The organism is Larkinella fluvii (assembly GCF_051857545.1).
In the GTDB taxonomy this organism is placed as follows: Bacteria; Bacteroidota; Bacteroidia; order Cytophagales; family Spirosomataceae; genus Larkinella.
The window spans coordinates 447,730-473,795 of sequence record NZ_JBPZHB010000003.1 but is presented as its reverse complement, the minus strand read 5'-3'; the positions used below and the strand labels follow the sequence as shown (position 1 = coordinate 473,795).

Genomic DNA, 26,066 nt, shown 5'->3' with positions numbered 1-26,066 from the left:
TGATGTTACCTATTGACTAAATTCGTAATATTTTGTTAATTCGCATAGCCACCCGTAGATTCTATCGTAACTGTTTTAACCGAAATGAGATTATTGTGCAATGCACTGATTTTTAGTGTATTTTATTTGTCGTTGTTTCCTGGTTATTCGCAGTTGGCACCTGTCGAGACCAGAGGGGATGCATTGGCGCATGTTTCTTCTCCGACCAGTAAAGTCCGGGAAAACCGTCAACGTATATCGGTAGTGGTGGGCATGGAACACCAGCTTTTCCCCTCCTACCTGCTGGCGCGGGCGACTCTTTCCGAAAAAAGCAAAAATTACCGATTGGGCGATGGCGACGGCAATGTGTCGGTTTCGTTTCATAACCCCGGCCTGAATACCTCCGTGCGGGTGGAAGTGGGCGCAACGCCCTTTAGTGAAGCGGCTGTTTACGAAGGCATTTTGCAGGAACCCGACAGGAACTACGAAATAACGCCCCGCATTGCCTGGAATTTTGAGAAACTGCGCGGATTGCTGCAACCTACGCCGGTTAATTTCACGGTTACGACCTACATCAACAACGAAAAAGTCGGTCATCGGACGGTGGTGGCCACGATGCGTTCCGTCAACGATTGCCCGTATTATTGGGAAGACGACGAAACCGGAACCGGTGATCTGGATCTGAATTACATGTACGTGGCCTACATCAACGAGGATGATCCGGTTGTGGACGAGGTGCTGAGTCAGGCATTGCAAAATGACATTGTGGATGGCTTCGACGGCTACCAGACCGGCGACAGAAAGCGGGTCGACGATCAGGTTTTTTCCATCTGGTATGCGCTACAGAAACGGGGCATTCGCTACAGTTCGATCTCAACCAATTCAAGTACCGGCATTTCACAAAACCTCTATAGCCAGCGCATTCGGACGATTGACCAAACCTGGAACAATCGGCAGGCCAATTGTGTCGATGGCATGGTGTTGATGGCGTCGGTGCTGCGTTCCATTCACATCGACCCGGTTCTGGTGTTGCTGGCCGACCACTGCGTGCTGGGCTACTACCGCGACGCCGAACACAAGGATCTGGCCTGTCTGGAAACCTCGATGATCGGCGATGTCGATTTACGGAAAATCATGTCGGTTCGCCGTCGGAAAGCTTCCCGAAAGCTCTTCACCGAAGCCCGCCAGCGCGCCCAGCGGCATTACCGCACCTCTAAAGACTCGTTCGATAAAGACCCCCGCTACCGTTTTATCGTCGTCGCCGATGTCCGGAAATCGGGAATCCGGCCGATTGGGCGGTAATCTGCACCGCCATCATTGACTTAATTAAACGACTGGCGAAATTCCAGCGGAGAAGAGTTCGTCTTGCTCCTGAATAACTTACTGAACGACTGGGGATGCTCGAAACCGAGCCCGTAAGCGATCTCACCAACCGACAAAGTCGTTGTCGACAGCCTTTCTTTGGCCTTTTCAATGAGTTTCCCGTGAATATGCTGCTGGGCGTTTTGCCCGGTCAGTGCTTTTAGCAGACTGCTCAGATACGTGGGAGATAGATGAAGTTGTTCGGCCATATACCCGACCGTTGGCAAGCCGGTTTTCAGTCGCTCATCGCTGGCAAAATAAGCCACAAGTACGGTTTCAAACCGGTCCAGAATTTCGTGGTTGGTAATTTTCCGGGTGATGAACTGTCGCTGGTAAAACCGGTCGGCATAATTGAGCAGCACGTCGAGCTGAGCAACGATGATGTTCTGGCTGAATTTGTCGATGGGAGCCTGGTATTCCTGCTGAATCTGCTGGATGATGCCGACGATCACGGACTCTTCCTTTTCAGACAAAAACAGGGCTTCACGAATGGAATAGTCGAAATAGGCGTACTGGCGGATTGTTTTAGACAGAGGTGTATGCCATAAAAAATCAGGATGGATCATCAACAGCCAGCCGCTGTGTTCAAGGGTTTCATCAGCCGCAACCGCCAGCACCTGACCGGGCGCTAAAAAAACCATCACCCCGTCGTCGAAATCATACGGCTGTTGCCCGTATTTCATCCGGCCATTGAAATTCCGTTTGAGCGCAATCGAATAGAAGTTGTTCACAAAGCTTTTCGGTCTGTCAATCTTCTGTGGTCTGATGTCGTCAAACCGAACTACGCTAATGAGCGGATGGCCCGGTTTGGGAAGACCGGCGAACTGATGATACGCGGAGATGGTGTCGATGCGGTGAAGCGGTTCAGTTGACATTCTTCGATGGGTTTATGGCCTGGTTTGCACCGAGTAAAAGCCAGATTACGCCTGTTTCAGCTTATACAACACCGTTAATCCGTCTTTAAGTCCAGTCGGTTTTCGACCCAGCAACTTTTCCAGATCAGAACTGATGGTGTCTTCCTGGCCATGGGCGATGTCGGTAATAAACCCGGTGATTCGCCGGGCCACGACTTGAGGCAAACCGCGTCCGATCAGTTGGGCTTCAAAGGTGGCTGGCTCCGCTGGCGTGTAGGTGACGGATTTGCCTGAGAGATCGGTCAGGGCTGCGGCTACGTCATAAAACGAGTACGACTCACGGCCCGTCAGCCGGTACGTTCGGCTGTCTTCCTCGTTACCGACCAGCGCATTCGCGATCGCTTCGCCCATCTCGCTGCGGAGAGCAAAGGCAACCCGGCCCTGACCGGCCGGTACGTTGATACCACGCTCGAAAACGGCGTCGCCACCCACAAACTGCGGAATCGCATCCATATACAGGATGTTCTGAAACAGCGTGTAGGGCATTCCACTAGCTTTGATGTAATCCTCGGTCTGAAAGTGGCCTGCCATCAACCGGTTCACCAGCGTCGCCGGGTTTTTCAGCGCCCGACTGGTGTAGGCAATCCGCTGAACATCAGCTTTTCGGGCCGCATCCACGACATTCTGGTGTTGGCGAACCCGGTTTTCTTCATCCGTACCTGCAATCAACAGAACCGTTTCAACACCCTGCATGGTGCTGTCGAGGGCGTTGATGTCGTCATAGGTGCCAACGCGTATCGTCACGCCCTGTTTAAGCATATGGGCGGCTTTGGTTTCGTCCCGCACAAAGGCGGTAATCTGGCTGGCTGGTATTTTTTGAAGGAGTTGGTCGATGACGGCAGTGCCTAGCTGGCCTGTAGCTCCAGTTACTAAGATCATGGTTATGCTCTATTGGTTAGGACAAAGGTCCGCCATTTCCAATGAGCAAACGTAGCCGAATTTGGGGTTGTTGTAGCCGAATTAATTATTTGGGAATGGAAAATCTTATGATTAGTTAATTCTAAACCCACTGTTTGATTTCTGTTATTAGATAATCCATCATAGAAAACTCACTATTTCGAGTGTTTAAAATGACGTAATCGGGTTAATAGTTGAGCAATGCTACCCCATACAATTGCATTTGATAACAAGCAGACCAATACGCCAGTAACGGATTCGGGCCAGGGAAGCCCAACTAAAGGAAAAACAATATGCCACAACACTTTTTGCCAAAGAGCGGTTTCACTAGCCAAAACACCAAACAGTAGCCAGAACGGAAATAGAGCAGCACACAAAACCAGGTAACAAATAGTATTTAGAATCACTCCTCCGAGTTGCTTTTGCCAAGTGTGATTAAGCATATATTTTTCTTGAATCAGTGTACATCATGAGATATAAAGCCTTATTTAGCCTCAATGTCCCACGTATCTCCTGGCAGAATTGATTTCCGAAGGATGCTGTTTAGTGGCATTCCTTGTTGAGTTTGCACGATCAACCGCTTTATTTCAGAACGGTTGATGCCAGGCCAAAGTACATAAAAACCACTACCGATATCCTCTTCTAACCCTAATCTATTTTCGTCCTTAAAATACCACATGGCTTCGCGTTTATACGCGCCGTTTTCAAGGTACGAATACTCTATTTTATACGTACCTGTGGTGATCCAGTAATACCAAAAATGCAGATGTTCCAATGCTTTTGCATGAGCAGCCGCTCTGGTTGGGAACCCTCCAATAGAATGATAACCAAACTGACTACATTGCCAAACAAACATGACAGGCAGCAAGAGGATTATTAAGAAACGCATCAACTTTGTCTTAGAAGCACCAATCATGTGGTCTAATTACCAAATAGCTCACCCAGAACAGACCAAAACCGCCGTTTCCCGAAAACCGTATGCGGGATGCCAATTGAAGAATTCTACTTCCTCGTACCAGTCAAGAAAGGGAAGCCTATTGTAAAAGTTTACGGTGGCTAACGCACAAAAAGCACGCGCCAGCCACCGTAAACCGTATACCGAAAACCATAAACCGTGCTTACTGCACCGCAAACTCCTTGTCATCCAGCCCGGTGTTCACCACCAGCGACTGGGTTTCCATTTTCATCGTCATTGGGCCCAGATTCTGGGTCAGGGTGTGCGGGAACTTTACACCATTTACTTCTTTGTAATTGCTCAGGCCGGTATTGATGGCCATTTCACCCTGCGGAGTCTGCTCAATGGCCGTGTGCTGCACTTTCAGGCCGGTTTCGGTATCATAAAACTCCGAAATGGTCTTTTTGCCCAGCGTCACGTCAATTTTGAAGGCGTCTTTTCCATTCACTTTTTCCGTGCCGACGAGCGTCGTTTTGGCTCCCAGCGTCGGATACAGCAATTCAGCAAAAGAGGCATTCTTCAGAATTTCCATCTTGGCTTCTTCGTCCGTCACGTTTTTCGACTGCCCACCGCCTTCCATTTTCACTTTCGTGCCGTCGGAAGTCACTTTCTGCACCACCTGACCCTGGGCCGTTACGGCCAGCGAGAACTTGTTCAACCCTTTCTGCTTGCTTTCAATGTCTATTTTCGTGCCCTGAATCTCGGTCGTCAGCTTTTGGGTGACATCCTTGATTTTCGCAATGGCGTCTTTCCCGCCGATCGCGGTTATGTACTTATCGATCACTTGATCCGCCGTCACACCCACCGGCGTGGTCGTCAGTTTGCCGGGAGCCGGTGCGTCCACTTTCATGCCGTTGACATCGTAGTAAACAACGTCGCCAAACCGTTTCAGTTTATCGGCCACTTCGGAAGCTTTTCCCACCACTACCACATAGGCGTGTTCCGGATCGATCAGCTTGGCGGCTGACGCTTCAACCTGATCTTCCGTGACGGCATCGACGTTTTTCAGGTAATTGGCGAAAAAGTCTTCCGGCAAATTATACCGGGCGGTATTGATCGCAAAATTGGCAATCGTCTCGGGGTCTTCCAGCGTAAAAATGAAATTGCCGGCAAACGTATTTTTCGTACTTTTCAGTTCTTCAGCCGTCGGCTTCGAACTCCGGATCGCTTTCAGTTCCGTCATAAATTCCGCTACGGCGCTGTCGGTCACCGCATTCCGCACGTTGGCGTTGGCCCGGAAGCGGCCCACCAGCCGGTCGCTCGTCAACGACGAATACGCGCCGTAGGTATAGCCGTGTTTTTCGCGCAGGTTGTTATACAAACGGGCGTTGCCACCGCCACCGCCCAGGATATCGTTGGTCAGGCTGGCCTGAATCGACTCGGGCGTATACGGTTTCAACAAAACCGGATGCGTGATGTAGACCACCGACTGCACCGAACTCGGCCGGTCGATGAGCGCAATGGTCGTTTTGGCGGGCGGTTTTGGCGTTTCATAACTCGGTTTCGGAACCTCGCCCGGCTGCCATTTGCCAAAGTACTTCTCCACCATCGGACGTGCTTCTTCCGGCGTAATGTCGCCTACCACGGCCAGATAACCGATGTTGGGCCGGTAATAGGTTTCGTAGAATTTGCGGCAATCTTCAAGTGTAATCCGGTCAACGGTTTCTTCCGAATCCGGCTCACCGTACGGGTGGTCTTTGCCGTAAACCAGCATGCTGCTCACCCGCGTGGCAATGGCCGCCGGATTGTCTTTCTGCGACGCCAGCCCCGATTTGGTCTGTTTTTTCAGCTTATCCAGCTCTTCCTGCGTAAACTTCGGATTCAGCACCACATCCGACATCACTTCCAGCATTTTGGGCGTGTGCTTTTTCAGCGACATCGCATAAACGCCGGTTGGCGAGGTGTTCAGGCTACCGCCGATGAAATCAACCGCTTCGTCAATCTGATCTTTTGTCCGGGTTTTGGTTCCGGTTTTGATCAACTGACTGGCAATGCTGACGTACCCCGCCTTGTCGCCTTCGCGGATGGGCAGGTAGTCGAACAGCAGACTGAAACCGACGCGCGGCAGTTTATTATTTTGTACCACGAACACTTTCAGTCCGTTAGCGAGCGTAAACGACACGGGTTTGCCCACTTTGATGACCGGTGCCGGCGCATCGGCGGGCAGTTTTGACCGGTCAAGCGTTTGCGCCTGAACCGACAGACCAAGAGCCATCAAGCCCAAAGCCAGGATATAGTTTGCTTTCATCATTCGATATTCAAAATTCGATATTCAGTGTTCGATATTCGTTATTTGCTTATTCCCCCTTCCCCTCTTTTTTCGGCTCCATCGCCTTAGGCAGATAATACAACACCACGCGGTTTTCTTTCGTGAGGTATTTGTTAGCCACCCGGCGCAGGTCTTCCTTCGTCACTTTGTTATACCGTTCCAGTTCCGTGTTGATCAGGTTGGCATCACCCAGATACATTTTGTAGTTGGCCAGGCTTTCGGCAATACCGGCGACACCCGCGTTCTGGTTCACGAAATTGGTTTCAATCTGGTTTTTCACCTTCTGAAATTCGGCATCGGTAACCAGGGTTTTCTTCAGTTTCTCAATTTCGGCGTTCATACCGGCTTCCAAGTCTTCGGCTTTGACGCCCATGTTGGCAATGCCGATGGAGATAAACAAACCGGGATCTTCAGTGGAGAGGGGAAACACACCAGTTTGAACCGCTTTCTGCTGTTTATCAACCAGTTCCTTATTCATCCGGGAGCTTTCACCGGCGGCAAGCAGGGTCTGCAAGACATCCAGGGCGTAATAATCCGGATCACCCTGAGCGGGCATGTGATACGCTTGGAATACCCCCGGCAGCGAGACGTTATCGTACACGATGTCGCGCACCTCCGCTTTTTGAACCGGCTCTTTTACAGTCGGGCGATACGGCGTTTTCGTTCCTTTCGGAATTTCGGCAAAATATTTCTCAATCAGTTTTTTTGTATCCTCGGGATTGATGTCCCCGGCGATGGACAGAATGGCATTACCGGGGATGTAAAACTCCTTGTAGAAATCCCGGAATTCATCGATTTTGGCCGCATTCAGGTCTTCCATCGAGCCAATGGGCGCCCATTTATACGGGTGTACTTTGAACGCATGGCTCAAAACCTGCGGAAAGAACGTGCCGTACGGCTGGTTTTCATACCGCTGCCGCCGTTCTTCCTTCACCACTTCGCGCTGGGTTTCAACCCCTTTTTCGTCGACTTTAGCGTGCAAAAGCCGCTCCGATTCCATGTATAGGCCCAGTTCCAGTTTGTTAGAAGGCAGGATTTCGTAATAGAACGTCCGGTCGGTAGAGGTGTTGGCGTTCAACTGTCCTCCGGCCCCCTTTACGATCTTCATATATTCCCCGCGCTTGATGTTATCAGAACCTTCAAACATCAGGTGTTCGAAAAAGTGCGCAAATCCTGAACGACCCGGCTGCTCGTTTTTCGAGCCGACGTGGTACATCATCGTGACGGCCACCAAGGGCGTTGTATTGTCCTGATGCAGAATGACATGCAAGCCGTTCGGCAAGTCGTATTCAGTAAATTTGATGCGTGCCGCCGACTCGGTCGATGGGCTTTTCGGAGCGGTCGAAACCGTGGCGGCCGGTTTGGGAGCAGGCCGGTTTGGGGTCGATTTCTTAGGCGTTTGCGCCACCGCCGACCAGAGCAGGCACTGGCTTAACGCAACGTAAAGCACGGTTTTTTTCATAGAGTAAGAACACTAAAATGTAGGTTATGACAACGCCGGCAACCCGGTCTTTCTCAAATATACAATGTTTTTTTCGGAGGGAAACAGATCGGAAATAACCGGGGTGTAAAGTTTGTCAAAAGGCTGAAAAGGAATGGTGAGCGGTTTTATTTTGTTACCTGAACGACTTACCTTACCCATTAGCAGACAACGAATGGGACGTCAGGAAAGGCCTTCTGTTTTCTTTTTAAAATTGCTTTATGATTATCGTTCGCGTACCGTTTTTGTGGGTCAGTGGCATGGCACTATTTCCGTTCGTATTGGTACGGACGAAACGTCCGGATGCGGTCTTGCTCCACCACGAACGCATTCACCTCCGCCAGCAATTGGAACTGGGCATCCTCCCCTTCTACGTCTGGTATTTGCTGGAATACCTGATTCGGCGCTGGCAATACACCCATCATTACGATGCGTACCGTAACATCAGCTTTGAGCGAGAAGCCTTTGACAATGAGCACAATCTGACGTACTGGAAAACACGAAAGTGGTACGGTTTTCTGGCGTATCGTACCGACAAACCGCCGGGCGGGACCGTTTAGTCCACAGGGGTGTCATCCTGGTAACTGATGACGCCCACCATCATCACCAGCGCCGTCAGCAACACCACGGCCATCAGAATACCGTCGCGGAAACCCACCAGTTTGAGATTATCCGGAATACTGAGGTACAACAGAACCGTAATCAGCCCGCGCGGGGCAATAAAAACCACCGGATTGATGCTGCCCGGCAACGACAACCGCAACACACCCGTCCGAACGGAGTAGAGAATCAAGAGGAGTAAAAAGCTAACAATCAGGGCGTCAGGTTCGATCAGGGTGTAGAAATCGGAGGCATAACCGAACAGCAGGAAGAAAAATGTCCGGACAATGAAGGCTCCTTCGGCCGTCAGGTTTTTGAACTGGTCCAGTTCTTTTTCGAACAGCTCATTTTTAAAGATTCGGTCGAGCCGACCCCGGATGAACAGTTCGGTGTTGTTCAGGAATAACCCGAAAACCAGAATCAGCAAAAGCGGGGAAAGCTGGTAAATCCGGCTGACGGCGTAGACGAGAAAAAGAACGGAAATGATCGGCAGGAATTTGATCCGGTGGCTAATTTTACTGATCAAATACAGCAGGAAAAAGCAACAGATCAGCGAGATGATCACCATGATGATGGTGTCTTTGGCAAACGACACAATCGACAGAATGCCGCCGGAAGCGTTGTAAACCAGAAAGTTAAAAATCATAACGCCCAGAATGTCGGACAGCGACGATTCGTAGACGACAAACTCCCGGCTCGTTGGGTTCAGGTTGTTGCTGCCCGGAACGGCCACAGCACTACTGATGACGGCAAACGGCGTGGCCGCCACCAGACACTTGAAAAACGACGCTTCCATCAGCACGTAAAATAGCGAGGCCATGAGCAGCGACGTGACCAGAATGGACGACAGCGACGCCCAGAACGCCCGACGAATCATTCCCAGTTTCTCTCCCGTCAGTTCCAACTCCAATGCGCCTTCCAATACGATCAAAATCAGCCCCAGGGTTCCCAAAGTCGGCAAAATGGTGTCGACATATGGCAGTTGAAACGCAAAATAATTCGTCACCTGCCGCATCAACATGCCCGACGCCAGCAGCAAAATCACCGACGGCGTTTTGTAACGGCTGCTGAGCAGGTCGAACACGTACGAAAGGAGAACCGATAAACTGAAAATGATAATCAGGTACGAGGTATCCATGCCGTCGAGTTTCAGTGCAAAGCTTGCAATATACGGTTTTCAGCCTTTCAGCGGATAGCCCGAGAAATTACCAGACAACTTATAGCAAATCCGTTGCAATTTTAGCCGACAGCAAACAGAGCGGAATGCCGCCCCCCGGATGCACACTGCCACCGACAAAATACAGATTCCGGAACTGGTGCGAGAAGTTGGCGTGGCGCAAAAAAGCCGCAAACCGGTTGTTGGAACTGTTGCCGTATAACGCACCCTGCGAGCTTGAGGTGCGGTTTTCGATCTGGATGGGATCTAAAAGGGCTTCGCAGGCAATCAGGGGTGCAATGTCGACACCGAGGTTCCGGCTCAGTTTCCGAATGACATTCCGCCGGGTTCTGGCAATCAAAGCGTCCCAATCCTGCCCCGTATTATTCGGTGCATTGATCAGAATAAACCAGTTTTCGCAACCCGGTGGCGCATCGTCCGGTTTGTGTTTGGAGGTGATGTTGAGGTAAACCGTCGGATCGTCCGACAGCGTTTTCTGATTGAAAATGTGGTCGAATTCGGCGCGGTAATCAGAACTGAAAAAGATGTTGTGCAGGCCCAGTTCCGGAAATTCCCGCTTGATTCCCCAGTAAAAAATCAATCCGGAACTGGATTTCGGCTGACGTAAAATCCGCTCCGGCTGCCGGGCGTTCGGCAACAACCGCCGGAATGTGCTGACGACATCCATATTGGAAATCACGACATCGTAAGGTTTCGGTTCGCTTCGTGCATTGTCTCCATTCCCGGTTCTGACGCCCACAATCCGTTCCCCTTCCGTCACCAATTCCGTCACCCGCGTGCTGAAGTGAAACCGTACGCCCAGTTCTTCCGCCAACCGAACCAGGCTGTTGGTGATGCCAATCATGCCTTCTTTCGGAAAAAATGCCCCGATGTTGTATTCCAGGTGCGGAATGATGTTCATCGTAGCAGGCGTCTGATACGGATTGGAGCCGTTGTAGGTCGCATAGCGGTTGAAAAGCTGCACCAGTTTCGGATTCTGAAACCGCTGTTCGTTGGCCCGGTTCATGGTTTTGAACACCTCCAGCTTCGGCAAATTCAGGTAGCCGTACAGCGCGTCGCGGTTGAACCAGGTCGATAGCTTATGGAGCGAGCGGTGCAAAAACAGTTTTTCGGTGATGTGGTACTTGGCGGCACTGTCGGCCAGATGCGCCAGCAGGTGATCGGCGGGTTCGCCCAGTTGGGTCGCCACTTCGCGGGCAAAACCGTCGCGATCGGCCCAGGCGGTCAGGTGCGTGTGGTCATCCCAGAAATACCGGCAGGTCTCATCCAGCCGACTGTACTTAAAATAGTCGTCAGGATTTCTGCCCGCCAGCCGGAACAGGTCTTCGACCAACTGCGGCATGGTGAAGAGCGACGGCCCGGCATCGAACCGAAAACCGTCGAGCGTAAAACCGGATAATTTACCGCCGGGATACGCATTGGCTTCGAACACATCGACGCGGTAGCCTTTGACGGCCAGCCGAATGGCAGCGGCAATGCCGGCAATGCCGGCTCCAACGATGGCAGCGGTTTTAGACAAGACGATGGGTTTTTAAGCGTTTCGAACCGGGGAGTCTCCCCTGCTTTAACGTCCTATAACCGTTTGTAGTAGTTTAAGGTTACCGACGCCTGACTTCCTTTTTCGGGTAGGGTGTAGTAGCCATTGCTGTTTTTATCGAAACAGATGGTTTCGCTCTGTATGCCGAGCGGGTCAGTCGCCAGGGTTTTAAAGCTGTTTTTTTGCATCGCATCCGCCAGCGACTGCCCGCTTTTCCGACGCCAGTGGTACGCACCCAGGTAGGAGATCAACGCGATTTCGTTGCCGTCCGCCGAAACGCTGCCGCCCGTAATCAACGTCAGGGGTAGTTCGCCGTAATAGTCCGCCCGCATCTCAACGCTCGTGCTTTGGGGATATGGCAGCCGGTAGATGCGTACTTTTTCTTCGGCTTTACTTACAATCCAGAGATCGCGGGTTTGGGGGTCGAGCAGGATGGCTTCGGCATCGCGGGCACCGTCGGCATACCGAAAGCTGATCCGTTCGACGCCGTTTACGGATTCTTCGGCATTTTTCGGTTCCGGAAACCGGTAGATGTAATTGAGGTCGTTTTGCTTGAGATTATCGCCGATGTCGGCCAGGTAGAGGTACGAAACGCCGTCCTGCGGCCCCGGTCCGATGGCCAGGTCTTCCCAGTCACGGTTGGAGGCACCCGGTATCGGAAACTGCTTTTCCACCTTGCCATCGGTGGTCATGAGGTTGATTTCGGCGGGATTGCCGCTGTCTTCCTGCACCCACAACCGCCCATCCATCGTGCGGCTGGCAACCATCCCGGATGCTTCGTCGACCAACCCCGGCTGAACGGCAAATTTCTCCGGACTGGTCGAAAACCGGTCGGAACTGGACGAGTTGGGCGAAATAATCCCGCAGGAGCAAAGGGTCAAAAGCAGGCTGACGGCCAGATAACGAAGGTACATGCGTTTTTTACAAGGTTGTATGCTACAAATAACGCGAAATCGGAGGCATATAGTTGTAGAACCCCAAGAATTTTGAGTAAGCGTGTCGGCGCACTCAAGTCTGGGGTTAGGCTAGTGAGCGGTTTTGTAGCTAAAATTTTCGCGGTAGAGTTGGAGAAAAGTGACCGAATAAATCAGGAGAATACATATCAATCCCATTACCAACTCGGGATATGATTTAACCAGTAAGAATGGTTTTGAATCTTCATCCAATAGGGCATTCACCATATTCGTAAGATGTAGAAAACCCATTGATAAATTGGCACGGCTACCTATGTACTGCCATACCAATTTACGCGAATCGACATAGCGGTTTTGCTTTCTTATGACAGCATACAGTAAAATCAATCCTGACATAAGGAACAGACCTTGCATCAATAAATAAATACTTTTGGTTGAAAGTATATCAGCCAGTTGATACACTAAACCACACAACAATAAGGTGCCTACCAAAGTCGGCCAGCGGAAATAACTCAACACAATCTCCCTATGCCGATTTGAAACCTGTTTATTGATATTTTTGACGAATTCTTCCTGAATCTGCTGTAAACCGGGTCCGGCCCCCAACTCTGCCCAGGCATTCGCACTGGCATACTCGAAGAATTGCCCTGCCTCTATTTTCTGCTCCGTCAGTGTCGCATAGTGATCCAGAAGCTCGTTTTCGACCTCTTCGTACTCGATATGAGCCAGGGTGCGAAGATCCTGACGAAGAAGGGTGAGGTGGTGTAGGGTTAGCATGGTCAGCCGATATGAAATAGTTTGCGAAAATGCTGATCTGAAAGGAGACTATCTATCGTACAGATCAACTCCATCACCCAGATACCTAATAGAAGGCATTGAAATTCAACACTAGCGGAATTGATAGCATCAAAAAGCAAAATATTCGCACTTTGAAAACCAAGAATTCTTATTATTCTTTTCATAACAGGATGCTGACTTGTTTTTCCCCATCCATTTAATCGAAAAAGAAAATAAAACGTGACAACGGCTCGAACCGTATAGAAAATACAAAATGAAATGATCATATTGTTTACTATCAGGGGATTTCCTCTGATCTGAAATAAGAGACCAATGATTGCTGCGGGTACTACAATCTTTGGCCAACGTGTATATGTTTTTAAGCGTTTCCTGAACGCCAGAGCCGGTGCACGAAACATTTCTGCCAGGTACTCCTCCTCCATCTTCAACAACCCCTTCCGCCCTCCAAATCCTTTGTGAATGTCGATCAGGGCCAGTTCAAAAGGAACACCGTTGGCCAGTTGCTCAGCAATGCCGTTGGCGTAGTGATCGGTCAGTTCGGCAACCAGGTCTTCGTTGAGGAGCCAGTTTTCTTTGCGCAGGTGGCGATCGATCGCGGTGAGTTGGTCGGGTGTCAGTGCCATATCAAATTGCCGGTTTTAAGGTCAAAAGCCGTTGCAGGTTCTCCAGCATGATACCCAGTTCCGAAATCCGGCTGACGGCTTCGGTGTGGCCGTCTTTCGTCAGAGAATAGTATTTCCGCGCGCGCCCTTCCACCACCTGCGTTTCGGTCGTCAGCAAGCCCTCGGCTTCGAGTTTGTGCAGAGCCGGGTAAAGAGCCCCCTCCGTAATCGCCATTTGCCCCGCCGTCAACGCTTTCACCTTCTGCGTAATTTCATAGCCGTACATGCGCTCCTGTTCTTCGAGTAGTTTCAGGATTATGACGGACAAACTGCCTTTAAGTAACTGCTGATTGCTGTTCATAACGGCAAGTATACAAAAAATTTCGACATACCTACAAATCTTATGTATACGGTGCTTCGTCAGAGAATAATCATCGTTCATCGGAATAAGCATCGGAATACTGGTTCAGACTGTATCTTTGCAGGCAATGAAAACCTATTTTCGCTTACTTTCGTACGCCAGACCGCTGGGTCGTTTTCTGACGCCCTTTTTGCTAACCTCCATGTTGGCCAGTGTATTTGGTGTGCTGAACTTTACGCTGCTGATTCCGTTGCTGGATGTTCTTTTCGATAAAGTTGACCCGGCCAAGTTGCAGGCCCTGCTGAGCCAACCCGCTCCGAGGCTGTCGTTCGAAACCTCGCCGACCGAGGTTTTCCAGTATTATTTCGCGCTTTTTTTCCGGCAATACGGCAAACTCGGGGCCTTGCAGTTCGTCTGCGGCATTGTGGTGACAACGGTCTTGCTCAACAATTTATTCAAGTATTTGTCGGTCCGGCAATTGGAGAGCTTCAAAGCCCGGATGGTGGCGCGGCTGCGCGAGACGGTTTTTACCAAAGCCATTCAGTTGCACTTGGGTTTCTTCTCCAATGAACGCAAGGGTAACCTCATCGCCCGCACCATCACCGACGTTCAGGAAGTCGAAAATTCCATCGCCAACAGCCTCTCGGCGGCTTCCAAAGAGCTTTTTCTGCTCATCGCCTACATCATCGCCCTGTTCAACATTTCAGCCAATCTGACGTTTTTTGCGCTGCTGGTCATCCCGGTTTCGGGCGGTTTTATCGCCATGCTCGTCCGGCGAATGAAGCAGGACGCCCAGGCCGGACAACAGCGGTTGAGCGGTATTCTGAGTCTGCTCGATGAAACCTTCGGCGGGATGCGCGTCGTGAAAGGGTTCAACGCCGAGGGCTTCGTGACCGAGAAATTTCAAACCGAAAACGATGGTTACCGCCGGGCCGTCCGCTCGCTGGCCAACCGGCGCGAGCTGGCGTCGCCGTTCTCCGAATTTATGGGCATTCTGGTTGTCGCCATCATTCTGCTCTACGGCGGTTCGCTGATTCTGACCCAGCAGTCGGAATTGTCGGCTTCGGATTTTATCACGTTCATTCTGATTTTTTCGCAGGTAACGCGCCCGGCCAAGGAGATTTCCAATGCTTTCAGTGGTTCGCAACGCGGGATTGCGTCGGGCGAACGGGTGCTGGAACTGATTGATACCGTGCCGCTTATTCAGGACAAACCCAACGCAGTTACGCTCCCCGGTTTTCGACAGAACATCGAAGTCCAGAACGTGTCCTTTGCCTACCAGCCCGACCGGCCGGTTTTGAAGGGAATTAGCTTTACGTTGGAAAAAGGCAAAACCATTGCCCTCGTCGGGTCGTCGGGGGGCGGAAAATCGACCATCGCCGACCTCATTCCGCGTTTCTACGACCCCACTGCCGGGCGGATTCTGATCGACGGCGTGGACCTGCGCGATTGTACGATGCATTCCCTCCGCAACCTGATGGGAATTGTGACTCAGGAGAGCATTTTGTTCAACGATACTATTTTTAACAACATTGCGTTCGGCAGCGAGGCCACGGAAACCGACGTGATGCGGGCGGCCGAAATTGCCAATGCCCACGACTTCATCCTGGCCCAACCTGATGGTTACCAAACCGTTATCGGCGACCGGGGTGGGCGGTTGTCGGGCGGACAGCGGCAGCGCATCAGCATTGCCCGGGCGGTTTTGAAAAATCCGCCAATTCTGATTCTGGATGAAGCGACCTCGGCCCTGGATACCGAATCGGAGAAACTGGTTCAGGAGGCCCTCACGCGCCTGATGGCCAACCGCACGACGCTCGTGATTGCCCACCGGCTCAGCACGATTCAGCACGCAGATGAGATTCTGGTGGTGCAGAACGGGGAGATTGTCGAGCGCGGCACGCACCAGGATTTGCTGGAACTGGAAGAAGGATTCTACCGGCGACTCACGGTGTAGGGTTTTCTACCTCCAACCCCCTAAAGGGGACTTTGGCGTGAGAAAGCCCGGCACCGGCCGCCCGGCCTTTAGGGGGTTGGGGGTCATCTTACTGGCGGGCCTGGTAACAAATCTGATGGATAAAACTCAGCTTTTCCAAAACACCCGGCGGGATGATAAACGGATAAAGATCCTGATGACCCATGCTGCGGTTCAGATTGTTCATGGCAAACGACAGCGGCCCCCAAAGATCCATCAGCGTCTTGAAATCTTCTGGATCATAGGGATCGATTTTCTCTTCCTGCGCCATACTCATCGAGTCCATAACCGGCTGGAATTGAACGCTTAGCCCAAAGGCATAAGCGGTTTCGAGCGTATCCAGAATGTGCAGGTAATGCGCCCAGGTTTCGGCCCAGTCTTCCCAAGGGTGGGCGCTGGCGTAGGCGCTGATGTAGTTCAGATTCCAGCCCGCCGGAGGACCCTGCTGGTAATGATTCCGCAAAGCATCTTTGTATAGCTCCCGCTCATCGCCAAACAGCTCCCGGAACTGATCGATCCGGTCGGTGTTTCGGATCAGGCGGTCCCAGTAATAATGCCCGATTTCGTGCCGGAAATGGCCCAAAACCGTGCGGTACGGTTCGTCCATTTTCTGGCGGGTCATCTCCCGTTCAATGTCATCGGCTTCCACGATGTTAATGGTAATCAGGCCCCGCATGTGTCCCGTTCGGATGCGTTTCTGGGTTCCGTCGGCCAGAAAATCGAAGGAGAGCCCCCGTTCCGGATCAGCCGACCGGCCAATCACGGGAAGTTTCATGCGCCGGAGCGAATAAATCAGCCGGTGCTTGGCGGTTTCGATCACTTTCCAGCGTTGCAGATATTCCGGTTTACTCAAGTTTGGAATGGTCCGGTTCAGCGTGCAGGCTTCACAATAGCGCGATTGTCCATCTTCCACCAACCAGTTGCAAACGCCGTACTGGTGGTTGGCACAATAGCGGTAAAGGGTTTCGCCCTGGTTATAAATCCGGAATGTATCGGTGCCTGCTGCCTCCAACGGCAGCAGCTCCAGTTGCCCGGCGACAAAGCCAAGCGGATATTCACACTTTGTACATCGACTGTTTTCAAAATAAATCGGTTCTCCGCAGTGTGTACATTTAAAAAGTTTCATACGATAACAGACTCAGGAATCTCAAAACTCCCCATCTTCTAAACCCTAACCTACTCTAAATTACTTTCTCTTTAACGTCTTTGCGGAAAAATGGTTCGATAAACGTCCTTATTATTTGGTGTAATAATGCAAAAAATTAAAAATTCTATTACAGCTTTTTATCTTACAATCAGAAAGTTACTAATAATTATAACATAGAAACATTCAATTATACGCCTATTACCCTTATTTTCGTATCATTCTTCTTTGAATCAGATTCTACTCCTGATAAAGACCGTTCAATACCACTCACGGACGGTTTTCGCCAGGTCGCCGGGCCGGGCTACGGTGACGTTCACCAGTGCAAAAGCCGGTTCGCCCCGGAGCATCCGCCAGCGAAAATCGAACTGGCCGATGGTTTGCTGAACGCCGTTTGTGAACCACCAGGCAGTATACAGCCGTTCGCGCCCCCGCTGCAACGACCCGACGTAAATCCGGTGGCCGTCGATCACTTTTTCCGCGACGGCCCCGAACACATATCCGCTTCCTTTCCAGCACACCAGCGGGCTGTGTTCAGCACTGTACGCCGTCCGAACCGGTTTGACGTACACCAGTGACCCGGTCTTGCTGTATTGGGTAAACCCATGATCGAGTTGGCGAGAAACATAGCCGGACGGAACATCAACCGCCACCGGTGTAACCGGCTGACTCCGGTGAATGATCCCAAAACCGGCCAGTCCCACGACGCCGTACATCGCTGCCAGCCGCACCCAGACCCGATCTGAATGCGCAGGCAACGGTTTTCCGGCCCGCTCATAAAGCCGCTGCAAGCCCCAGGTCAACGGAACGAGCAGGTACAGGGATAGACACGCCAGACCAACCAGATCGTGCAACGGGTCTTCGGGCGCAATCCGGAAGATGACCAAGGCCAGAATCCGCAGCAGGTTAGTCAAAACCAAGAGTGCACCCGTTCCAACTGCCACCAGCACCAGCCAGCCGAACGAAAGCCGCGTGCGCGTGCGGTTTTCCAAATGAACGACCAGAAATAAGCCCGCCAGCATCGACAAACCCGTCATCTGTAGCCCCATGCAGGCCGGATCGACGGCAAAATCGACGCCGTTCAGCCGGATCAGATTGCCGCTCACGGTGGCATCGGCACCCAGCATCTGTAAAATCGCGACGACCCACGCACTCAGTTGCAGACGAATCGGAAAACCGAAAACCGTCGTCAGCCAGCGCAGACCAGGCGATGCCATCGCCAGACCGCCTAGCACGGCCATCCACCGGCGTCGGGCTGGCGTCAGCAGCACATAAACCGCCAACGCCAGCCCGATGAGGAAAGTCAGATCAAAGACCCACATAACTGCCTTTTTGCCAGAGGTAGAAAACCCACACCACGGCCAGGATCAGCAAAACCCATTCGTGCGGTTCGGGAACCGCGCCGGTATTTTTCAGGGTCGCATTGTCCAGCCCCTCTTTTGATTTTTTGATTCCAAACCGGTCGTAGTCCTGCTGCGTTTCCAACACAATCAGGCTCGAAACCGGGGAAACGATGTTGGCTTGCTGCGCTTCGGCAACGAGCGAGTCCGTCGCATAATCCGGCTCGAAATACCGCGTCCCCAACTGGTGTAGCAAGTGATTATAAGCATACAAACGAAACAAATGATCGGGTGCCTGAGCGGCTGACGGTTCTGTATTTATCTCTGACGTTCGCGTAATCCGGACACCTGACTGCGGCAACGAAACCGATTGATCAGACGCCGTTTGCCGGATAAACTGATTCTGTTTCACCAGCGTTTGTAGCTCCGAAACCGTACCGTAATCCGTTTGAAGAACACCCAGTTCGCTCAGTGTTTTCACCAGATCCGACGGTTTGGAGAGACAAAACGTTCGCAAGGCCGGGCGGTTTCTGGTCTGCTGCCTCAACGTTTCGGCGTAGGGGCTTCCGGCCAGATCACTCAGTTGTGGCCCAATTTCAGAGCCTTTCGTCACCAGCATGGCCGCAGCCGGATTGGGAATTTGATGGATCGGAAACACGCTAAACCGCTGTTGCAAAAGTCGTTCGGTCAGTTCGGCGCGGTTGGCGTTGGTCAGTTGAACCAGGCCTTCGTCATACACCCAGACCGGGCGGTTTTCGGCTATTTTCAGGACTTCATCGATGTCGGTTTCCGTCCAGTCCTGATTCAGATCCAGAAAAACGGCCTGCGGGTTGAATCGTTCGGTGGTTGTCCGGGCGGGTTGCAGGCGGTATGTATGCCCATCGAACCGAAAACCGCCCGTTGCCAGCTTCGGCGCGTCAAAGCGAAATTCCCAATACCGCTGGTAATTCGACTCGCTGATCCGTTGTTTTTCGACCGGTTTTTCATAAAAGCCGGGTTCCAGAAAGTCCGGCCACGACGGATTTTGCGGTTTCTGCGAAAAATCGATTTTTACGGTTTCGGTGGCGCCCTGTTCATCGGGGCCTTCAAACCAGGCGTTTTCATACACCAGTTGGGGCGGCCCGACCAGCCGGTTTTCCAGCCGCAGGGGCGAGGTGATGCCGATTTTAACCTGCCGCGCGTCGCCCACCGGACACGGAAACACCCGCACCGTTACGCGGTTTCCTTCTCGCCAGTGAACCACCGACGGATCGCGCTCAGGGTCGCGGTTTTCAACGCCAACAATAGTGCGGTAGGCCGTATCGGCTTTCGCTTTGGTGGTCAGAATTCCTTTTTCTTCCCGCCCATTGATCCACAATGACAAGGAGGTAACGACCGCCCCCTGCGGCAGGTGAAACGTGTACAAGGCTTCCTGCGATAACGATCCACCGTTCTGTATATGAAGCGTTTTTTCGGCATAGGCCAGGCGGTATTCGGGGTAAATCCGGGCTTGTGTCAACACGTTAGTCGTTCGCAGATTTGAGCCCGACCGAAGCCGCTCTTCGGTTTGGTGCCGGGAGGTATACAGCGTTCCGATGAGTTTCTGCATATCCTGATTCCAGGCTTCGGCCGGTTTTCGGTACGCCGACGCGATAAACACCAGGGGGTCGTGCCGTCTCAGTTCTTCCTGCCGCCCAAACACACTGTTCATCCGGCTCCCCTGATGGCTGTAGATCGACCCGGTTTTCAGATACCGCTCCGTAATCCAGTCGTTCGGAAGTTGCTGCGCCAGCAACACCCAGGACGGCAGTTCGTCGTCTTTCCGGGCCGTAATGGCGTTCGATGCGTAACGAATTCGGGTATCGATCTGCGTCCATTGGTATAAAAACCAGGCGATAACGACGAGTGGCACGAAAAAACCGGCGATGATGGCCGGACGCCGGTGTTCGTGTTCATTCCAGCTTCGTTGAAGAAGCCGGCCCAGCGCAATGGTGATGAACAGGGGAACGAGAATATGTCCGCCAATGCCCAGCAGGATGATTCCAAAAAGTCCGAGGTGGTAATACGGAGCGACGTAAACCGTTTGATAGAAGAATAGCCCCCAGACCAAAGCCAGGCCAAACACCAACGCCTGCTGTCCCCGAACCGAAAGACCATCCAGCCAGGTGGAACCTATCATCAGAAAGCCTGCAAAAATCAACATCACTTTCAGCCACGGAACCGATTCCTGAAACACCGGTATGTCCCGGTTCAGGGCGTAGGCACTGATCAGCCACAACAGCAGCATGAGCATACGGGCCGGGTGCCCCTGGGGTGGCTGCTTATACACACTCAACTCCTTCTTCATCAGCAGCCAGGCGGTGTAGGCAATGGCAAGCCCGTAATGAAACACAAATACCGCCATCGGGGCGGGTGATCCGTTTCGGGCCACGTAATACTCATACAGGGCAAAGAGAGTGGCCGAAACCGCGACAAACCCGAGTCCCCAGCGAAAGGTCGGCTGCCGGAAAGCCAGCCACCACCAGGGCGTTTGATCGGTTAGCGGATGAACCACTCCGGGTTGTTCCGTTGGCTGGAAAGCGGGAGCGGTTTTGGCCGGTTCGCTCGTAACGGGTGTTACAGGTGTGCTCATTTTTCTATATTTAAAAGTACTTTGTAAATCAAAGTAAAAAGCACAGAATTGTCAACTATTGAGTGAAATTTAATTAAACTCATACCATAAAAGACTCACATACAGACAGATTAGATCTAAAGCAAAAGTCACGATGCCGGTGTGCGCCGTGACTTTTTCGCTTTAGGAATGAATGGATAGGTTACAAACACCCGCCCCAGACAGAGGACCGGAATGATGTCATTCGGAAAACGTTAAGGTTTGACTACACATACCCGATCCAAAGCAAATGAACCGGTTCCATTGCCCTGAATCCGGATCGAATTAGTGCCTTGATTCAAATTCTTCGTCAAGGTATACGTAGAATACCCGTTCGCTCCCGAATTGCTTAGGGTGGTAATGCTGGCACCCTGTTCATTGACCAGCACGGCTGCCTGGGCTGCTGTTGCCGTTGTGTAATACCGAATCTGAATCTGATAGGATCCGGCCAGAGGAACGGTATTGAGTGTAAACCGTCGGTTCGTACTGGAATTACTATAATTCCCTATTCGCTGACCTCCCGACGCAGCCGCATCATTCGTGATGGTGCCTGTTCCGGTCGTCAACGTGGCGTCTTCGGCTTCCATGCACACACTGTAGGAACTGCTGGCCGAAATCAATACGGATGTACTGGCTACCGCCGTACAACTCCCCACGGAAGCCGTCACCTGATACGTACCGGAATTGACTGAAGTAGCCCCCGGAATGGTAGGATTCTGAGCAGTCGACGTAAAACCGCCGGGGCCAGTCCAGCGATACGTAGCTCCCGCAGAAGCCGTTGCGGTCAGTGACAACGGCTGCCCTGTCACAACGGGACTGTTACTTCCGGCATTAAGGGTAACCGATGGATTGACAATAACCGTTGTGATTGCGGGTAAACTAACGCATCCGCCACTAACCTGACAAGTCGCGGTGTAGGTAGTCGTAGCTGCGGGACTGATCACGAAAGAAGTTGTGGTTGCGCCCGTATTCCAGACAACCGAACCCTCGCAACCACTCGCCACCAGGGTAGCGGATTGACCCGCACAAACCGTGGCACTGGTCAGCGTTGGTGCCGACGGCGTGTTGCAGCGAACCAGACAGACCTGATCCAGCGCAAAACTGCCGGTGCCATTCCCCTGAATACGAATGCTGTTTTCCCCCAATTTAAATGTCCTCGGAGAACTATGCACACGGAAACCACCGGACCAGGTTGTACTACTTTGCGGTAATGTAATGGTGCCGATTCCTTCGTTAATCAATAAGGTGGCTTGTGGAGCGGCTTCCGGTGTCAGGTAGCGGATTTGAAGCTGGTAAGAGCCCGCCAGCGGAAGGTTCGAAAAGGTAAACCGCCGGTTGGTGCTGCTGTTGCTGTAATTCCCGATAAACTTGCTCTGCGATGCCGCTGCGTCCGTTGTAATGGTTCCAGTACCGGTAGTCAAAGTAGCATCCTCTGCTTCAATGCATACGCTGAATGAGGTACTGCCAGAAATGATAACCGTTGCCATCGCGCTAGTCGAACAAACACCGGTGGTGGCTGTCACGCTATAATTACCCCCGTGAATCGTACCGGCAACCGGAATGCTTACGGATGCGCCGGTAGCCACAAAGCCGTTGGGGCCACTCCATTGCAAAAGGGTTCCGGCCGGGGCTATCGCGGATAAACTGATCGGTTGCCCGACGGTTACCGGGCTGTTGCTGGCCGCCGTGATCGTGAGCGCGGCCTGTACCGTAACCACCACCGGACCAGAAGACGATCCGGCCACGCCACCTGCCGTGCAGGTTGCCGTATAGGTAGTGGTAACAGCGGGACTAACCGTAATAGAATTACCCGATGCTCCCGTCGACCAGTTGATGGTTCCTCCGCAATTCGTGGCTGTTAGAATCGTGGATTGACCTGAACAAAGGGTTGTACTGCCGGTAATGATGGGCGTTTGCGTTGTGTTGATGACCGTAATGACCCAACTCGTAGAAACAGCACTGCCCGCAGCGTCCGTAGCCGTCACGGTCAGTGTCGTACTGCCGGAAACGGTTGGAATACCGCTGAGTTGACCGCCCACTGCCGAAAGACCAGCCGGCAATGTACCGGTGATCGTGATGGAGGTAATCGGGCCGTCCGGATCGTAGAAGGTCGTGGCCGGAATGGTGTAATTCAGGGTTTCGCCAGCAGTTACCAACAAAACTTGCAGTGGCGTGTCCACCACCGGAGGCTGATTCGGAGCGTCACCGATGGTCAATGTCCACTGCACTTCCGTGCTGGCACCCCGATTATCCGTGGCCACCAAACGAATCGGGTACTGACCTGGTTGTGTAGGAACGCCCTCCAGCCGTGGCCCAGAGGCTGCTAGTCCGGGAGGCAGGCTATCAGCGAGCACAACGACCGATACAATCGATCCATCGTCATCCCGGAATACTGAACCGGAAACGACGTATCGATACGGTTCTTTCCAAAGCGCCGTTTGGCTGGCCGGTGTCGTTATGACAAGGGGGGGCTGATTGGCTACCAACACCAGGGTATCGATTGTTAGTGCGCCATCATTATCCAACGCCCGGATTCGGATTGGAAACCGGCCGGAGGTTGCCAGCGTGCCGGTCAATGTTAATCCGCTGAGTTGCACACCGGCCGGAAAATCACCCGATTCCCAGCCTAGTTCAGTGACCTGACCATCAGTGTCCGTAACTACATCCGTTGCTAACGAATAGGAGAACGGTTTTCCTACCGTCACCACCTGAACCAATGAATCCAGGCGCAGAACAGGCCGGGCATTGACCCGGAGTTGAAAGGTCGCCGAGGTTGCCAGACCCCCGTTGTCTTCGGCGCGAACCGTTAGGGTATACGTTCCGGTTTGGGTCGGCTGTCCGCTGAGTGTCGTGCCGCTGGCGATCAATCCGGTTGGCAATCCAGCGGCAACGATCCCGACCTGGGTAATGGTCCCGTCCGGATCGGTAAAGGTGCCGGGCGGAATGCTCCAGTTTACCGCTTCGCCCTGATTCACCCGTTGATCCGGCAGCGTCGACGCCACGATGGGGGCTTGATTGGTCAGCGTATCGGTAGCATGGTAAACCAGGGTTTGGGATTGCCAGCCAGTGACCGAGCCGTCCCGAAAAATCGCCCGAATGGCATATTGATAGGTTGAATCCGCTTTTACCCGCTCGTCCCAAGTGGTGGTTTGGGGTGCTGAGATAAATTGCCAGGGAGCCAAAGAGGATGTTCCTTCGGCGCGATAAAGTTCATATTTTACCACGGTTGGATCGGTATAACGCCAGTCAAGCCGAACAGCGTTCCGGCCCGCTTCTCCGGCTGCGTTCAAGACCGTCATCGGTGGGTGAACGGAGCTACGGGCCGCCAGACTCACCAGCAGCGGTTCCAGCGGAAGGGATTGTAATTTCCCCGCATCCTCCGCTACGATATTGTAGGCGTAATCGCCCGGAGCCACCAATGGTTCATCCCGGTAAGTGGTATCACCCGCCGTGAAAACACGGACGACCTGCCAGGTGGTGTCGGCACCCGTCAGTGCCTTTCGGTACAGCGTATGCCGAACCACGTCGGAACTGGCACTATTGGCCCAGCGAAGATTGACTCCGGCATCGGTTCGTTCGTAGCTTTTTATCCAGGGAGAAGCCGGTCGTAAGGTGTCGGGTCGAGTCAGCTTGAGCGGAAGTGACAAGGCCGACTGATTGAATTGCTGATCGACGGCCTGCACATAATAAAGCAAGTCCCGGTTTAACTGATTCAGAGCGACCGTGTCGGCCCAACTTGCCGCCGGAAACGGTTCGCCGTTACGGGACGCGGGTTCGTCACCTTCCCGTTCGGTACTGAAGATTTTATAGCCGAGTAAATCAGGCTCGGTATTGGGATTCCATTGGATTTGAACCCGCCCCAGCAAATCGATGGTCCCCCGCAAACCGGTCGGAATGGCGGGGGGTAATGAATCGGCGGGTTGGACCAAAACCGGATACGACCGCAAGGTATCGCCATCCAGACTCATCGCAACCACCGTAATGTACTGAGGACCATTGACTGCTATTTTTTGTCCGTACTGGCTGATGGTTGTGCTGGTATCTGTCGGGGCAATATTGACTTTCAGCCGTACGGGGGCGCCATCTGCCGTCGGGGACGCTCCGATCCAAAAGTTCTGAATCAGGGTGTCGACTCGCGGCAGTAGCGTGTCTGCCGGAAACCGCCAGTGGACTTCCAGGGTTCCCACCGACGGAATGGTGGCCTGCGTGATTCGAGGACTGTACGAAACCGGCGACTTCGATTGCCCAAAAACCACCGGCGAATAGCCCCACTCATCGAAGATGGTTTTCCCGCGGAGCCGGTAATAAAAAACTTGTCGTTTTTTAGGCAAACTATCCTGATAGCTGATGGTGTCCTGTTCCGCTCCGTCACTCAACAGCGGCAAGGCATTGCGCCCCGCAAAGGTCTGACCGTCGGTAGACCGTTCGACCCAGTAACTGTTAAAACCCCGTACGGTCGTATCCGCAGGCCATTGCAACACTGCTTGTTGCGGTTCAAACCGAAGGACGGGTCTGGCAATCGGCAGCAAGGGCAATGCATCCGACAGCCCTATGACCACGTCACCCGGCGTAATTCCCGACTGACCCGCCACCCGAATCCGGTAGCGGTATTGCTCCCCCATCTGGGCGGTTTGATCGGTAAAACCCAGCGCAGCCAGACGGGCGGCCGAATAACGCTGATCAGCCGCGACCATCGCGAAGAAATAGCGCTGTTCGGAGGCCGTTGTGCTGTCCTGACTGACGGTCAGTTGATTGGTCGTATCCGCCGGAATCGTTGGGTCGGGGGCATACAGGGCTTCGTGCAACGCCTGGTGAGCGAGACTATCGGGCTGCAGGTACGGTTGCCACTGGGCCGTGACCGTCGGTTTCAGCGGTTGGGGCGTCAGGTTGACCGTCTCGGGTGTTGCCAGCAAAACGCCATTGCGTTTCAGCGTCGTCCGCTCGATGAGGTAACCCGACTGATTCCCCTGCTGCCAGACGGTTTCATCGCCCGGCACCCACCGCAGCAGAATGTGTCCGGCCGGTTTAGCCCGTGCCACCACGTTGACTACCTGGCCTTGGGCCAGCGTTGAAAAACAACTCACCCAATACCCAATGAGAAGACCGATTAGAATGCGTTTCATAGGATTACAATGG

At 52.7% G+C, this 26,066-nt stretch carries 18 protein-coding genes; 3 read left to right on the top strand and 15 right to left on the bottom strand.

What is annotated here, in order from left to right; all coding sequences use genetic code 11:
* Positions 1-84 precede the first annotated feature (84 nt).
* A complete protein-coding gene (locus ACS5NO_RS09335; protein ID WP_439414891.1) occupies positions 85-1,281 on the top strand; it encodes a hypothetical protein in 1,197 nt (398 codons plus the stop codon).
* Between the two features lie 20 nt (positions 1,282-1,301).
* Here the strand turns inward: ACS5NO_RS09335 and ACS5NO_RS09330 are convergent, their stop codons facing one another.
* From ACS5NO_RS09330 to ACS5NO_RS09310, 5 genes are all read right to left on the bottom strand, one after another.
* Positions 1,302-2,216, bottom strand: a complete 915-nt coding sequence (locus ACS5NO_RS09330; protein WP_439414890.1) for a helix-turn-helix domain-containing protein — start codon at positions 2,214-2,216, stop codon at positions 1,302-1,304.
* Positions 2,217-2,261: 45 nt separating this feature from the next.
* A complete protein-coding gene (locus ACS5NO_RS09325) occupies positions 2,262-3,134 on the bottom strand; it encodes an SDR family oxidoreductase (protein ID WP_439414889.1) in 873 nt (290 codons plus the stop codon).
* Positions 3,135-3,636: 502 nt separating this feature from the next.
* Complete coding sequence (locus ACS5NO_RS09320; RefSeq protein ID WP_439414888.1) at positions 3,637-4,068, bottom strand: hypothetical protein; 432 nt, start codon at positions 4,066-4,068, stop codon at positions 3,637-3,639.
* A gap of 202 nt (positions 4,069-4,270) precedes the next feature.
* The gene (locus tag ACS5NO_RS09315) at positions 4,271-6,355 is read right to left on the bottom strand and encodes a M16 family metallopeptidase (RefSeq protein WP_439414887.1); all 2,085 of its coding nucleotides are present in this window, start codon (positions 6,353-6,355) and stop codon (positions 4,271-4,273) included.
* 49 nt (positions 6,356-6,404) lie between these two features.
* Positions 6,405-7,838: a M16 family metallopeptidase gene (locus tag ACS5NO_RS09310; protein WP_439414886.1), complete on the bottom strand. Its 1,434-nt coding sequence runs from the start codon at positions 7,836-7,838 to the stop codon at positions 6,405-6,407.
* Between the two features lie 239 nt (positions 7,839-8,077).
* Between ACS5NO_RS09310 and ACS5NO_RS09305 the strand changes: the two genes are divergently transcribed.
* Positions 8,078-8,416 carry a hypothetical protein gene (locus tag ACS5NO_RS09305; protein ID WP_439414885.1) on the top strand — a complete coding sequence of 113 codons (339 nt, stop codon included), beginning with the start codon at positions 8,078-8,080 and terminating at the stop codon, positions 8,414-8,416.
* On the opposite strand, the gene ACS5NO_RS09300 is transcribed toward ACS5NO_RS09305, so the two are convergent.
* The 6 genes from ACS5NO_RS09300 to ACS5NO_RS09275 all read right to left on the bottom strand — a co-directional run bounded on the left by ACS5NO_RS09300 (position 8,413) and on the right by ACS5NO_RS09275 (position 13,845).
* Positions 8,413-9,594: a cation:proton antiporter gene (locus tag ACS5NO_RS09300; protein ID WP_439414884.1), complete on the bottom strand. Its 1,182-nt coding sequence runs from the start codon at positions 9,592-9,594 to the stop codon at positions 8,413-8,415. The two genes, ACS5NO_RS09305 and ACS5NO_RS09300, sit on opposite strands and share 4 nt — an antisense overlap.
* A gap of 79 nt (positions 9,595-9,673) precedes the next feature.
* A complete protein-coding gene (crtD, locus tag ACS5NO_RS09295; protein WP_439414883.1) occupies positions 9,674-11,152 on the bottom strand; it encodes a 1-hydroxycarotenoid 3,4-desaturase CrtD in 1,479 nt (492 codons plus the stop codon).
* Positions 11,153-11,205: 53 nt separating this feature from the next.
* Positions 11,206-12,084 (bottom strand): PE-PGRS family protein, encoded by an 879-nt coding sequence (locus ACS5NO_RS09290; RefSeq protein ID WP_439414882.1) that lies wholly within the window; start codon positions 12,082-12,084, stop codon positions 11,206-11,208.
* A 111-nt stretch (positions 12,085-12,195) separates the two neighbouring features.
* The gene (locus ACS5NO_RS09285) at positions 12,196-12,861 is read right to left on the bottom strand and encodes a hypothetical protein (RefSeq protein ID WP_439414881.1); all 666 of its coding nucleotides are present in this window, start codon (positions 12,859-12,861) and stop codon (positions 12,196-12,198) included.
* A gap of 2 nt (positions 12,862-12,863) precedes the next feature.
* Positions 12,864-13,505 (bottom strand): hypothetical protein, encoded by a 642-nt coding sequence (locus tag ACS5NO_RS09280; protein WP_439414880.1) that lies wholly within the window; start codon positions 13,503-13,505, stop codon positions 12,864-12,866.
* A 1-nt stretch (position 13,506) separates the two neighbouring features.
* Positions 13,507-13,845, bottom strand: coding sequence for a PadR family transcriptional regulator (locus ACS5NO_RS09275; RefSeq protein WP_114405403.1), 339 nt, complete (start codon positions 13,843-13,845; stop codon positions 13,507-13,509).
* 127 nt (positions 13,846-13,972) lie between these two features.
* On the opposite strand from ACS5NO_RS09275, the gene ACS5NO_RS09270 reads away from it, so the two are divergent.
* Positions 13,973-15,799, top strand: coding sequence for an ABC transporter ATP-binding protein (locus tag ACS5NO_RS09270; protein ID WP_439414879.1), 1,827 nt, complete (start codon positions 13,973-13,975; stop codon positions 15,797-15,799).
* Between the two features lie 88 nt (positions 15,800-15,887).
* On the opposite strand, the gene ACS5NO_RS09265 is transcribed toward ACS5NO_RS09270, so the two are convergent.
* The 4 genes from ACS5NO_RS09265 to ACS5NO_RS09250 form a co-directional block, all read right to left on the bottom strand.
* A complete protein-coding gene (locus tag ACS5NO_RS09265) occupies positions 15,888-16,943 on the bottom strand; it encodes a zinc-binding metallopeptidase family protein (RefSeq protein ID WP_439414878.1) in 1,056 nt (351 codons plus the stop codon).
* 278 nt (positions 16,944-17,221) lie between these two features.
* The gene (gene xrtN / locus ACS5NO_RS09260) at positions 17,222-18,283 is read right to left on the bottom strand and encodes an exosortase N (RefSeq protein WP_439414877.1); all 1,062 of its coding nucleotides are present in this window, start codon (positions 18,281-18,283) and stop codon (positions 17,222-17,224) included.
* Positions 18,270-20,912 carry an XrtN-dependent VIT domain-containing protein gene (locus ACS5NO_RS09255; RefSeq protein WP_439414876.1) on the bottom strand — a complete coding sequence of 881 codons (2,643 nt, stop codon included), beginning with the start codon at positions 20,910-20,912 and terminating at the stop codon, positions 18,270-18,272. Before ACS5NO_RS09255 ends, xrtN begins: the two co-directional genes overlap by 14 nt.
* 233 nt (positions 20,913-21,145) lie before the next feature.
* On the bottom strand, positions 21,146-26,053 hold the full coding sequence (locus tag ACS5NO_RS09250; RefSeq protein ID WP_439414875.1) for a putative Ig domain-containing protein: 4,908 nt from the start codon (positions 26,051-26,053) through the stop codon (positions 21,146-21,148).
* Positions 26,054-26,066: the final 13 nt, after the last annotated feature.

Bases quoted from the DNA above. Each gene is read 5' to 3' on its own strand.
- ACS5NO_RS09305 (WP_439414885.1), top strand. From the start codon at position 8,078: ATGATTATCGTTCGCGTACCGTTTTTGTGGGTCAGTGGCATGGCACTA.
- ACS5NO_RS09290 (WP_439414882.1), bottom strand. From the start codon at position 12,084: ATGTACCTTCGTTATCTGGCCGTCAGCCTGCTTTTGACCCTTTGCTCC.
- ACS5NO_RS09310 (WP_439414886.1), bottom strand. From the start codon at position 7,838: ATGAAAAAAACCGTGCTTTACGTTGCGTTAAGCCAGTGCCTGCTCTGG.
- ACS5NO_RS09320 (WP_439414888.1), bottom strand. From the start codon at position 4,068: ATGATTGGTGCTTCTAAGACAAAGTTGATGCGTTTCTTAATAATCCTC.
- ACS5NO_RS09300 (WP_439414884.1), bottom strand. From the start codon at position 9,594: ATGGATACCTCGTACCTGATTATCATTTTCAGTTTATCGGTTCTCCTT.
- xrtN (WP_439414877.1), bottom strand. From the start codon at position 18,283: ATGTGGGTCTTTGATCTGACTTTCCTCATCGGGCTGGCGTTGGCGGTT.
- ACS5NO_RS09335 (WP_439414891.1), top strand. From the start codon at position 85: ATGAGATTATTGTGCAATGCACTGATTTTTAGTGTATTTTATTTGTCG.
- ACS5NO_RS09265 (WP_439414878.1), bottom strand. From the start codon at position 16,943: ATGAAACTTTTTAAATGTACACACTGCGGAGAACCGATTTATTTTGAA.
- ACS5NO_RS09330 (WP_439414890.1), bottom strand. From the start codon at position 2,216: ATGTCAACTGAACCGCTTCACCGCATCGACACCATCTCCGCGTATCAT.
- ACS5NO_RS09280 (WP_439414880.1), bottom strand. From the start codon at position 13,505: ATGGCACTGACACCCGACCAACTCACCGCGATCGATCGCCACCTGCGC.
- ACS5NO_RS09325 (WP_439414889.1), bottom strand. From the start codon at position 3,134: ATGATCTTAGTAACTGGAGCTACAGGCCAGCTAGGCACTGCCGTCATC.
- ACS5NO_RS09250 (WP_439414875.1), bottom strand. From the start codon at position 26,053: ATGAAACGCATTCTAATCGGTCTTCTCATTGGGTATTGGGTGAGTTGT.
- ACS5NO_RS09275 (WP_114405403.1), bottom strand. From the start codon at position 13,845: ATGAACAGCAATCAGCAGTTACTTAAAGGCAGTTTGTCCGTCATAATC.
- ACS5NO_RS09315 (WP_439414887.1), bottom strand. From the start codon at position 6,355: ATGAAAGCAAACTATATCCTGGCTTTGGGCTTGATGGCTCTTGGTCTG.
- ACS5NO_RS09255 (WP_439414876.1), bottom strand. From the start codon at position 20,912: ATGAGCACACCTGTAACACCCGTTACGAGCGAACCGGCCAAAACCGCT.
- ACS5NO_RS09285 (WP_439414881.1), bottom strand. From the start codon at position 12,861: ATGCTAACCCTACACCACCTCACCCTTCTTCGTCAGGATCTTCGCACC.
- ACS5NO_RS09270 (WP_439414879.1), top strand. From the start codon at position 13,973: ATGAAAACCTATTTTCGCTTACTTTCGTACGCCAGACCGCTGGGTCGT.